Origin of the sequence: Acinetobacter sp. YH12211 (genome assembly GCF_013418015.1) — a bacterium.
Taxonomy (GTDB): domain Bacteria; phylum Pseudomonadota; class Gammaproteobacteria; order Pseudomonadales; family Moraxellaceae; genus Acinetobacter; species Acinetobacter towneri.
The window spans coordinates 199,264-211,486 of record NZ_VPCW01000002.1; the positions used below are offsets into that span (position 1 = coordinate 199,264).

At 38.7% G+C, this 12,223-nt stretch carries 10 protein-coding genes; 6 read left to right on the forward strand and 4 right to left on the reverse strand.

Annotation, left to right across the window (positions count from 1 at the left end; all coding sequences use genetic code 11):
• Nucleotides 1-297: 297 nt before the first annotated feature.
• From FTU98_RS02025 to FTU98_RS02035, 3 genes are all read left to right on the forward strand, one after another.
• Nucleotides 298-2,463, forward strand: a complete 2,166-nt coding sequence (locus FTU98_RS02025) for a malate synthase G (RefSeq protein ID WP_154320790.1) — start codon at nt 298-300, stop codon at nt 2,461-2,463.
• Between the two features lie 199 nt (nt 2,464-2,662).
• Complete coding sequence (locus FTU98_RS02030; RefSeq protein ID WP_131261472.1) at nt 2,663-4,105, forward strand: aldehyde dehydrogenase family protein; 1,443 nt, start codon at nt 2,663-2,665, stop codon at nt 4,103-4,105.
• A gap of 115 nt (nt 4,106-4,220) precedes the next feature.
• Nucleotides 4,221-4,898: an SOS response-associated peptidase family protein gene (locus FTU98_RS02035; RefSeq protein WP_154320789.1), complete on the forward strand. Its 678-nt coding sequence runs from the start codon at nt 4,221-4,223 to the stop codon at nt 4,896-4,898.
• Nucleotides 4,899-4,952: 54 nt separating this feature from the next.
• Here the strand turns inward: FTU98_RS02035 and FTU98_RS02040 are convergent, their stop codons facing one another.
• A complete protein-coding gene (locus FTU98_RS02040) occupies nt 4,953-5,417 on the reverse strand; it encodes a MarR family winged helix-turn-helix transcriptional regulator (RefSeq protein WP_004976754.1) in 465 nt (154 codons plus the stop codon).
• Between the two features lie 777 nt (nt 5,418-6,194).
• Between FTU98_RS02040 and FTU98_RS02045 the strand changes: the two genes are divergently transcribed.
• A complete protein-coding gene (locus FTU98_RS02045) occupies nt 6,195-7,718 on the forward strand; it encodes a TerC family protein (RefSeq protein WP_004976753.1) in 1,524 nt (507 codons plus the stop codon).
• Between the two features lie 267 nt (nt 7,719-7,985).
• On the opposite strand, the gene FTU98_RS02050 is transcribed toward FTU98_RS02045, so the two are convergent.
• On the reverse strand, nt 7,986-8,846 hold the full coding sequence (locus tag FTU98_RS02050; RefSeq protein WP_179991324.1) for an alpha/beta fold hydrolase: 861 nt from the start codon (nt 8,844-8,846) through the stop codon (nt 7,986-7,988).
• Between the two features lie 140 nt (nt 8,847-8,986).
• Between FTU98_RS02050 and FTU98_RS02055 the strand changes: the two genes are divergently transcribed.
• Nucleotides 8,987-9,439 (forward strand): hypothetical protein, encoded by a 453-nt coding sequence (locus FTU98_RS02055; protein WP_180050218.1) that lies wholly within the window; start codon nt 8,987-8,989, stop codon nt 9,437-9,439.
• 173 nt (nt 9,440-9,612) lie between these two features.
• On the opposite strand, the gene FTU98_RS02060 is transcribed toward FTU98_RS02055, so the two are convergent.
• On the reverse strand, nt 9,613-9,849 hold the full coding sequence (locus tag FTU98_RS02060) for a hypothetical protein (protein ID WP_004976747.1): 237 nt from the start codon (nt 9,847-9,849) through the stop codon (nt 9,613-9,615).
• Nucleotides 9,850-10,421: 572 nt separating this feature from the next.
• A complete protein-coding gene (gene brnQ, locus FTU98_RS02065) occupies nt 10,422-11,714 on the reverse strand; it encodes a branched-chain amino acid transport system II carrier protein (protein ID WP_154320787.1) in 1,293 nt (430 codons plus the stop codon).
• Nucleotides 11,715-12,080: 366 nt separating this feature from the next.
• On the opposite strand from brnQ, the gene FTU98_RS02070 reads away from it, so the two are divergent.
• On the forward strand, nt 12,081-12,223 hold a 143-nt coding region (locus tag FTU98_RS02070; protein WP_180050221.1), incomplete at its 3' end, for a MerR family DNA-binding transcriptional regulator.

Consider the following 12,223-nt stretch of genomic DNA (forward strand, 5'->3'; position numbering starts at 1 on the left):
ATCGACATTTTGTCATAAACATGGCTTAATCTTGAAGGGTTGCAATAAGACTGACGCCGATTTTTACAACAAAATCTGAACTTAAGTCTAATTTCGACATTTCAAAAACTTTATACACTGTAAAAGTGTATTTAGATGAGTAATAGTGTCGTGTTTCTGATCAGGATTTATGATGATTGTTGTCATTCATCTTGTAATAAATGATCGTTATTTTGAAATGTGATAATACTATTCAGCTAAATATAAATCAGTATACTAGAATCTCTTGTATAAAAAGTAGCAATATCAGGAAAGACAATGACTGCACGTATTCAAAAAGGCAAGTTAGCGATTGCTAAAGAACTTTACGATTTCATCGAAAATGAAGCATTACCAGGTTCTGGTTTGGACAGTGATACATACTGGAAAAACTTTGAGCAAGTCGTTGTCGATCTTAGCCCTAAGAACAAAACATTACTCGCAAAGCGTGATGAGCTTCAGGCTAAAATTGATGAATGGCACCGCAATAATACATTTGAATTAGAAGCTTACAAAGCTTTCTTGACTGAAATTGGCTACTTATTACCAGAAGTAGAAGATTTTCAAATTACCACCGAAAATGTTGATGAAGAAATCGCATTATTGGCTGGTCCACAGCTCGTAGTACCTGTACGTAACGCACGTTATTGCTTGAACGCAGCAAACGCACGTTGGGGTTCGTTATATGACGCACTTTACGGTTTTGACGTTATTTCTGAAGAAAATGGCGCAGAAAAAGGTAAAGGCTATAACCCAGTTCGTGGTGAAAAAGTAATTGCATTTGCGAAAAACTTCTTAAATGAAACTTTCCCATTGGCGCAAGGCTCACATGCCGATGCGACTAAATATGCTGTAGATGCAAACAAACTTGTAGTAAGCCTTAAAGATGGTTCTACAACAACACTTGCAAATGAAGCATTATTTGTTGGTTATAATGGCGAAGCTGCTGCTCCAACAGAAATCGTATTCAAAAATAATGGTCTACACGTTGTAGTTCAAATTGATGCAACTAGTCCAATTGGCAAAACAGATGCAGCTGGTGTAAAAGACGTTGTGCTTGAAGCTGCTGTAACGACAATTCAAGACTTAGAAGACTCAATTGCAGCTGTAGATGCTGAAGAAAAAGTTGAAGGCTACCGTAACTGGTTAGGTCTAATGAAAGGTACATTATCAGAGTCAATCGAGAAAAATGGCAAAACCATGACTCGTACATTGAACGCTGACCGTACTTTCAAAAACCTAGAAGGCGGTGAAACTAAAGTTCATGGTCGTTCATTAATGTTACTACGTAACGTAGGTCACTTAATGACTAACCCTGCAATTTTGGTTGATGGTCAAGAAATCTATGAAGGGATCATGGATGCATTGATCACTCCATTATTGACTTTTGCTGACATTCGCGGTGAAAACACGATCAAGAACTCACGTCAAGGTTCTATGTACATCGTGAAGCCAAAAATGCATGGTCCAGATGAAGTTGCATTTGCAGTTGAATTGTTTGAACGTGCTGAACAAGTACTTGGCTTGCCTGCGAAGACTTTAAAAATCGGTATCATGGATGAAGAACGTCGTACTTCTGTAAACTTGAAAAACTGTATTGCTCAAGCGAAAGACCGTACTATCTTCATTAACACGGGTTTCATGGACCGTACAGGTGACGAAATCCATACCTTCATGGAAGCAGGTCCATTCGTTCGTAAAGGCGAAGTAAAAGGTCAAATTTGGTTCCCAGCGTATGAAAACCGTAACGTGATGATCGGTTTGAAAGCAGGTTTACGTGGTAAAGCACAAATTGGTAAAGGCATGTGGCCAAAACCAGACATGCTTTTAGACATGTACAAAACCAAAACTGAACATCCTGAAGCGGGTGCAAGCTGTGCATGGGTTCCATCACCTACAGGTGCTGTGATTCACGCTATCCACTATCACCAAGTGAACGTAGCAGACCGTCAACAAGAATTGTTGGCAACTGAGCCGTTATCTTTAGATGACTTGTTAACTCCACCATTGGCAAAAGACACCAATTGGTCTGACGAAGAAAAAACTAAAGAGCTTGAAAACAACTGTCAAGGTATCTTGGGTTACGTTGTGCGTTGGGTAGATTTAGGTGTAGGTTGTTCTAAAGTTCCAGACATCAACGATGTTGGCTTGATGGAAGACCGTGCAACGTTACGTATTTCTTCACAACACGTTGCCAACTGGTTACGTCACGGTATCGTGACACGTGAGCAAGTTGAAGAAGTAATGCAGCGCATGGCGAAAATTGTAGATCAACAAAATGCTGATGATCCACTATACACGCCTATGTCTAACGACTTTGCTAATAACATTGCATTCCAAGCTGCATCTGACTTGATCTTCAAAGGTGGCGAGCAACCTTCTGGTTACACAGAGCCACTTTTACACGCAGCGCGTTTAAAGTTAAAAGGTTATACAGGTGATTAATCCTTTAGGATTTGATTTACTGATTGTGTAATACAAACAAATGAGCCTCTTCGGAGGCTTTTTTGTTGCCTGTATTTTGCTTATGGTTTTTTGAAAATTTTGCAGCTGAATAGTTACAGGATGTACTTGCTGCTAGAAAAACATCAAGCTGCGGAGTAGAGTGAAAGTCATATATAAAAAGTAGCGCAAGGACAAATACATGCCAGCATATCAAGATTTGAATCAACAATTTATTGGCGGCAAGTGGTCGGTTGGGACATCTACTAAAACCATTCCAAACTTGAATCCATATCATCAAACTACAATTTTTGAGATGCAGGGCGCCAGCGTGGTAGATGTTGATAGTGCCTATAGTACAGCGCAAAAAGCTTTTGATGAACAATTGATTCAATCCACAAGTCTGCGTCAATACATCATTAAGAACTTAGAGCAAGTCATTCAGCAACGACGCGAAGAAATTATCCAGTGGCTGATTGATGAGTCGGGCAGTACCCGTTTAAAAGCCAATATCGAAGTCGATGCTGCTTTAGGGATTATTCAAGAAGCTGCACAATTTCCCGAGCAAATGACCACGACGCAACTGGAAAGCAAAGATCCGAAAGTCCGTAGTGTTGTTTTGCGTAAACCTTTGGGTGTTATTGCTGTGATCAGTCCGTGGAATTTCCCTTTCCATTTGTCTATGCGTTCAGTGGTTACAGCGATTGCTTGTGGTAATAGTGTAGTGCTCAAACCTGCCAGTGATACGCCAGTCACAGGTGGAACTATACTCGGTAAACTGTTCGAAGAAGCAGACTTGCCTGCAGGCGTACTCAATGTGGTGGCGGGTGCGAGTCGTGAAATTGGTGATTACTTTGTTGAGCATGTAACTCCTAAAATGATTTCATTTACAGGCTCTACAGAAGTTGGACAGCATGTAGGGCAACTGGCCGTTGCGGGTGAGCATTTAAAACGTGTCGCCTTAGAACTCGGTGGCAATGCACCTTTAGTCATTTTGGATGATGCAGATATAGATTTGGCCGTAGAACTAACTGTGATGGGGCGCTTTTTGCATCAAGGTCAAATTTGCATGAGTACCAATCGGGTCATTGTCGATCAGTCTATTTATGCAGCCTATCTTGAAAAATTGTTAGCAAGTGTGTCGCAATTAGTAGTAGGTGATCCGAATAAAAATGACACCTTGATTGGGCCAATTATTAATGCAGAACAGGTGAAAAAGCATCAGCATATTATTCAAAAAGCACAGGCGCAGGGTGCAGAATTGGTTTATGCGGGCGGGGTTACGGGGAACTTAGTTGCACCACATGTTTTTGTGAATGTCGCTGCCGATTCAGAAATTGTACAAAATGAAAGTTTTGGACCTATTTTACCGATTCTCAAAGCAGCAGATACCGCACATGCCTTACAGTTAGCGAACGATACACGCTATGGTTTATCTGCTGCTGTATGCACTACAAATGTAGAACGCGGTGCAGAATTTGCAGCACAGTTTGATGTTGGAATGACACATATTAATGGTATTACCGTTGCCGATCATGCCAATGCACCGTTTGGTGGTGAGAAAAACTCAGGCTTAGGTCGTTTTAATGGGCGCTGGATATTTGAAGAATTTACCCGCACGCATTGGCTGACATTGCCAGCTTAACGGTAATTATTTGTCCTGCGTTTTGTTTGAGTAAGAAGGAATGCGTGGGTGCGCACTTACTGTTCATGATCAAAACGCATAATATAGTGCGTGTGTCTAATCATCCAATTTGTATATGTGTGCCAATTTTAAACCAATAAGCATAGCGCAATTATCTGCATTAGGTCTGCCTGAAATTCCGTTTGAATATGCTGAAGAAGCGTATCCAAATTCGAGTGTGCCACTATTGTTTAAGTCTGAACAAGGTTTAGAGTGGCGCTCGGTGAATTTTGGCTTGATTCCCAAATGGGCGGAAGACAGAAGTATTGCGCAAAAAACCTATAATTGCCGTAACGAAACTTTATTAGAAAAACCAAGTTTTAGTGAAGCTGCTTATAAGTGTAAATTTGGCGCGATTGTTGTGTCAGAATTTTATGAATCCAAATATATAGACAGTAAACCGCAGCGTTGGGGTGTACGTCGTAAAGATGGACAGGCCTTTTTTATTGCAGCACTGTATGAAATTTGCCGTTTAAAGGATGGGCAAGGCACGGAAGAAATTGTCCGTTCTGCGAGTATGATTACCATGGACGCAATTGATCACGCGATGATGAAGGAATTTCATGAGCCTGGGCCAGTCAAACGTTCTGTTATTGTTATTCCACATGCACGTTTAGATGAATGGCTAAGTTTGAAAACACCGAACATACACAGCTTTGTGCAGGGCTTTCCTGTAGACGAGTTTGAGTGTTCACATGTACCAAAAGCAAAGATCGAAAAAGTAAGCCCCCAGCTCAATTTTTTCGATCTTTAAGTACATCTTGTGCTTATATAGGATAAGAACAGATGTGGAACAATAACGTGATGTTTAGCGTGCTAAATTATTAAAAATATGACGTAAACTTTCCATCATTTTTTCAATTTGTAGTGGAGTTAAACCATCAAATGACTGCTCTAAAACAACGCTAGTCAGATCATTAATTTTGTTGGTCATCTCATTACCTTTTTCAGTAAGCACGACACGAGTGATACGCGCATCATCATCACAAGAATAAGTTTCAACCAAACCTTCATCTTTTAAACGATAAACAATTTTAGTTGTAGTTGACATTTTTGACACCACCATGTCTGACAAATCAGACACACTCGCATGTGCTTTTGACCTTAATGCCAATAAAATACGACGGCGAGAATTATCTAAACCATACTTTTTAAGTGCCTGATCGACATTCTGTACATATTGAGCATGTACTTGTGTGACCCAATAATACGGAAATTGTTCAATATCATATTGGTCGGCGGATGGTAGAAATTTTGAATATTTCTTGGACATTGCATATTCCCTGCATTGTTTTAATTGTATTTTTGATATTTCACATTTTATGTGAAAACTCATGTGCTTAGCAAGATGCTTTCAGTGGCTAAAATTTGGTTGAAATCTGACGAAATATGATGAATCTCGATTTAGAAGCTGGCTTTGAAATGGCTATTTTTCCAAGCGCGTAGGCATTTGTTTAAGTTCAATCCATATTCATGTGTCATATCAATTAATCCTATAGAATTGTTTTAGTTTGGATTAGTAGTGAGTTATCTGGTTTTATAAGTTGAATTATCAATTTAACCATCAACTTAGGCTGCATTTTAGTTAAAAAAATACATTTGTACACTTGGCTTTTAGGTAAAAGTGCGGGTTATTGCGTTGAATTTTGCAAAAAAATTATAAGCTTTGGTCTAATCTTTTAACAATAGTTGTTTTTTATCAATATTTTAAGTTTAGATTAAAGTGTGGGTTGGCTTACAGTTGTAATCTATGACTAATGCGTCTAAAAATACATTACAATTCATTTGACATTTTTAATCCATTCTCACGGCTTTTGTTTGGCTGTCATCGCTCTAAAAAAATTAAGAATGTGAAAAATAAAGTAAAAACCTTCTTATAGATCGTACTGTTTAGTTTTATTCAAAAAAATTAAAAATTTAATTACAAATGTTCAAGATTGTGCATAATTAAGCTATCTATTGCTAAAAAGGTTACTTTTATGGATCCGTCGCCGTGCGCAGGTCTACTTTATATTTCGATTTCTGCTAACTATCTCGGAGCTATGAACTAATGGAGTTTTTATTAGATCCGGGAATATGGGTTGGTTTAATTACACTTATTATTCTAGAAATCGTATTAGGTATTGATAACCTAGTCTTTATTGCAATTCTTGCAGAAAAATTACCCCCAGAACAGCGTGATAAAGCCCGTGTGATTGGCTTATCTTTAGCGTTGTTTATGCGTTTAGGATTGTTATTTGCAATCTCTTGGTTGGTTACTTTAACCGAACCGTTAATTACCTTATTTGAAAAAACCTTTTCAGGGCGTGACCTCATTCTCTTGGGTGGCGGTTTGTTCCTCGTCTATAAGGCGGTAGGAGAGTTGCATGAGAAGATGGAAGGCAAACCCGAAGTCAAAGTCACGACCAATGTGGTTTATGCAAGTTTTGCCGCAGTTGTAGCACAAATTGTTGTTCTAGATGCAGTTTTCTCTTTAGACTCAGTCATTACCGCAATTGGCATGGTCGACAACATCTATGTGATGATGGTTGCCATGGTGGTTGCAATGTTGGTGATGTTACTTGCATCTAAGCCATTAACTGCTTTTGTGAACCGTCATCCAACAGTGGTGATTTTGTGTTTAAGCTTCTTACTATTAATTGGTATCAGCTTGATTGCAGAAGGTTTTGGCTTCCATATCCCTAAAGGTTATATCTATTCGGGTATTGGTGTTGCGATTGCTATTGAAGCGTTTAACCAATTTGGTCAGCGCAATGTTGCAAAACATGAAGCAAAAATTCCGTTACGTCACCGTACTGCAGATTCAATTTTAAAATTGATGGGGGGGCGAGTTGAAACCAGTAGCCCTGATTTGCATAACGAAGCGCAAGAAGCGTTTGCAGATGAAGAACGCTACATGATTGGTGGTGTCTTGACCTTGGCAGAGCGTTCAGTCGCATCAATTATGACGCCACGTAGCCAAATTTCATGGGTCGATATTGAAGATTCACCTGAACAAATCCGCGAACAGATTCTATCTGTACCACACAGCTTATTCCCAGTGTGTCGTGGTAGTTTAGATAAAGTCATTAGTATTGTACGTGCCAAAGAGTTGTTGGATGTATTGGACGAAGAAGAAGAGCTTAAAGCTTTAATTAAACGTCAGCGTCCAATTTACATTTTTGAAAAAATGAAAGTGATTGATGCGATCAATACGTTACGTACCTCTAAAGGTTCTTTGGTTTTAGTCAGCGATGAGTTTGGTAATGTTCAAGGTTTGATTTCACCGCTTGATGTGTTTGAAGCGATTGCAGGTGAATTCCCTGATGCAGACGAACAGTTAGATTTGGTTAAAACCAATGAAAACGAATGGAAAGCAACAGGTATGCTGGATTTATACCAGCTTGAACTTGAACTGGGTATGATGGATCTGATTGAAGAAGATGCAGGCTACATTAGCGTTGCAGGTTTGATTTTAGATAAAACCCAAGGTGAAGTTCAGGTCGGCACGCAGTTGGATTATCAAGGTGTGCACTTTGAAGTGACAGAACTTGATGGTAACCGTATTAAAACTGTGATGATTCGCTTACGCTAATTACTAAGCTTTGAATTAAATCACTCAAAAAGCTCTACCGAAATGGTGGAGCTTTTTTATGGTGTAATAAAAAGATTGTGATGTTTCATCCTGAAAATGTGTATCAGCGATAAGTCTGGATTTTAAAAGCTGAACATGAAATGTGGCATGGAATAGAAAAAAAGAAACAACCAAACAGGATTACAAATTTGGTTGCTTAAACAGGGAAAAGAAAAAGCGAGAAACTAAAACAAATGTTTAATTTGTATGTGACTTCGCCACTAAAAATTAAACTGCCAATTGATTTTCAATCACATTCCATAAATTTCGATGTGACTTTTTAAACATCGCCATATGCCCAATGGCTTTATGCTGATAACGCTTTGGTTTAAGTTCAATCATATTAGTCGATGCATGGGGATAGAGACGGAGTAAATCTTTCACATTGGCTTCGGTGGCAATCTCATCATCCGAACTCCAAATAGCAGTAATCGGGCAACGAATTTCATCGTGATAATGCTGTGAAACTGTTTTGCCTATAGCATTGATGACATAGCCGGGTTTGCTACAAAACTGTGCCCATTGTTGGACCACATTTTTAGGTAGGTTTTCGCCCATGCCAATTGCATTGGTTGGGCCATAACCATGTGTGATTCTGGCAAGTGGAAAAATAACTTTAAACATCACAGGGGCAAGTAGGCGAGTACGACCTTTTAAACCTTTTGTGTGGCCTGTAGAGCCTGAAACAGCTACGACTTTTGCCACTTTATGATATTCAGGATTAATCCCCAGTAATTGTCCGCCTGCGCTGTGTCCCAATAAAACCACTTGTTCAGCTTGCGTTTTTTGCAGCAAAGTATTTACTGCTGCAGGAATATCTAACTGCCCCCAATCAACAATACTGGCTTCACATTGTTTCAATGGTTCGTGTAACGAATCACCAATACCACGAAAATCAAAACACAGCACAGCATAGCCTTGTTCATTTAGCCATGTGGCAAAAGCGTGATAAAAATTCTTGGTAATGCCTGTCGCGGGACAAATCAAGACGGGTAGACGCTGTGCTTGTGTATATTGATTTGGATAATAACGGGCAGCGAGGGCATAACCATCTGCACATATAATATTTAAGCTTTCAAATGTGCTCATAATGTTTTAAGGATGATGAGAATAAAGTTACTTTACACGAGTTCCAAAAAGAAACTTGTATTTATTCTGACTCTAAAGTCAAGCTTAGTAGTCTGCGAGTGTAGTTAAATAGCCACACGAAAAATAAAAGAGTGTTAAACATGGAAAGTTTATCTTTGGCAGTGCGCCTTGCGATTATTTTCAGTGGAATATTTTTGTGGGTGGGGATGCTTACAGGCGTGTGGAAATATTGGCAAATTCGTGCTTCTGCCCAAGCGCGTGCTCATTATTATGTGGATATCGCACATCGCAGTAGTTTGTTATATGCACCTGCAAGTTTAATTTTAGCGGTCTTGGCTTATTTTTGTATTTGGGATGCCACTGTAATTTTAATTTCTGTGATTCTAAATTTAGTATTTTTTAGCTTTTCTATTCTGAGTTATATCTTGCATGGATTGCTTAAAGATACCACTAATCAATTTAAACAACCGCATCAAATTGCAGCATGGACATTGCCAAGTTGGTGCATGAGTTTGGTGATGCTGTTATTGATTGTGGCTGAATTGGGTGGGACTAGTGTGTTATTGCTTGGCGCAATCTATGGATTGTTGTAATTTTAATTGCTCAGTTTAATTTTTTCTTGGTAGCCCGTAGAAGATTTTGAGATTTTTGCTGTAGATCAGGAATGATGATTAGAATCTACTTTTTGAGTTTGGCGGCAGAGGAGTGATCCATCTGCCGCAAAGTGAAAGCGAAAAAGCTAAAATGAGTGGGTGCTAGGGTATGATTAATGAACTTCTACGTTTTTATGTTCACGAAACTTTTGGTCAATGGATGTCCAAATCGCAAAGGCTATACATACCAATAAGGCATATAAAAAATAGGTTGGTTTCAAGTTGCCTTGAATTGAGCCTTGGAGCAATAGGGTCAGCATCAGTGCAAAAGTGGTGCTTAAAAAAGTAACTAGATTTTGGTTAGCCTTCAGAGCGTTAATGAAGACTTGCGTATTGAAATGTGAAAACATCTCCATCCCTCCTTGTTATAAATCACTAAAATCAGAGCATTTTAGTCAGATTGGTTTTATTGTTCTACCTTGTTTAGCAAACTATTTCAAGCCCTTATAGTCATATTTTGATAAAAAACATCATTTTCATATGAAATACTACTATTTGTTATCATTTATTTACAAAATAATAAAAAGTAGTGTGTTTTTTAAGCCATTTAAATACGATTTCAATCGTACTTGCATATTTTATGCCAGCTAATTTTGAGGGCGACTATACGACTTTAGCGTTAATTTGAGCTCTGCTTAAAATGGGTGAATGATTTATTTTGTTTTAGTTTTTTATTGAAAATATTTTAATTTCATTTGTTTATTTATACCAAATAATTATTTGGGTTGCTATTATCATGACTGATAAATTGCCTTAAAAAGAGGCAGTTTTAGCACAAGAAACAATAAGTGCGGGTTTGGGTAAAACCTGACAATTATTGTCTAACTTAAATTCGTATTTGGATAAAACACGACTTTAATACAATACAGCTCGAAAATAGAGCATGACTTGAAAAAATAGCCGAGCTCGAAGTCCGTACTGGCTATTTTTTCATTCGATCATGAATTGTAGCGAATACAAAAATCAGTAATGCAGGAATCAACCAAGCGAGGTTTTGTTCACTCAGGGGAAAATTGGTCAGTGTGGTTGGCAAGAATCTAGCTAAGTCTGCGGCCTTCATTGCATCAATGATGCCAAAGAGCAATGCAACTGCGGCAGTAGGTGCAATCACGCGGGTTGGAATACGGAATAATCCCCAGAAAAAGCTGAGTAGAATGACCACAATTGCAGGTGGATAAATCGCGCTTAAAATAGGCACTGAAACTGCAATGAGTTTGGTGAGTCCAAGATTGGAAATAACAAAGGCAAAGCCCACTAAAATAAATACCCAACGGCGATAATGAATTTTAGTAATTTGCTCAAAATATCCAGCACATGCGCATGTCAGTCCAATTGCCGTAACCATGCAGGCAATAAAAATCATTGCAGCTAAAAATACCGAGCCAAATCCGCCAAAAGCATGTTGCACATAGGCATGTAAAATGACTGCACCATTACTGGCATTGGCGGCAACATCGTGACTGCCCATCCCCAGTTTAAATAGGCTTAGATAAACTAAAGTTAAACCGATCCCTGAAATTAAACTTGCCCATACCGCATAGCGGGTGATGAGTTTTTTATCAGTTACGCCACGTGAACGAATTGCATTAATAATCACAATCCCGAATACCAATGCACCTAAGGTATCCATAGTGAGATAACCGTTAATAAAGCCTTCAGATACAGGACTGTTCACATAATTGTGAATGGCAGGTGAAATTGTACCTGTCGGAATAATAAATGCAGTGATGCCTAAAATTAGTAATGACAGAATTTTAAGCGGGGAAAGTACATAGCCCACTGTATCTAAAATTTTGTGTGGATACAGTGAAACTAACATCACCAAGGCAAAATAGATGGCGCTATAAATGAATAAGGTGCTCGCGGAATCGCCAAAATAGGCAGAGAAACCAATTTCATAAGATACGGTAGCGGTACGTGGTGTGGCGAAAAGCGGGCCAACCGCTAAATAACAGACGACTGTTAAAATTAAGCTCGCGATTTTGCCTAAAGGCGAACTTAAAATTTGTATAGAACCTTCGACACGTGACAACGCCATAATGGTAATCACGGGTAAGCCAACTGCGGTAATGAGAAAACCGAGCGCAGCAAGCCAGACGTGCTCGCCCGCTTGCTGTGCCACGATAGGTGGGAAAATAATATTACCTGCACCAATAAACAGCGCAAAGGTCATAAAACCCAAGGCAATAATATCCCGTGTGCGTAAATTCGTCATGGGAGAGAAATAAGATGTAAACAAAAGAAAGCGATTTTAGTAGATCGAGCTATGATTTTCTAATTTATTTTATAGGTCATATGAATATTTTTTATGATATGTGTTTGTAGGCTATTTTAATCTTCACTATAAAAATTAAATAACTTACTGTTTATCTGATGTATTTTTGAAAAATGCTGATCCCACATAGTATAGATGGCTTATCTAGTATAAGTTTTGGTTGCTATTTTAAATGCGCAGTTCTTAAACAAAACTGTTGGTCGCATGACGATGGATACTTGTTTGGCAGCTTGAGCTGATTTTACAAGCCGAAAGGGTTAATAACTGCTAGTTGAAATCTACCTATTTCTATATTATTATATACAAATGAGTAGATATGTTGGTATTGGCGTTGCAGCTAAAACACTGGGTGTTTCCATCCAAACCCTAAGAAGATGGGATGAGGAAGGCACTTTAGTCGCAGATAGAACCCCAAAAAATCACAGACGTTACGATCTAAGCAAGATCAC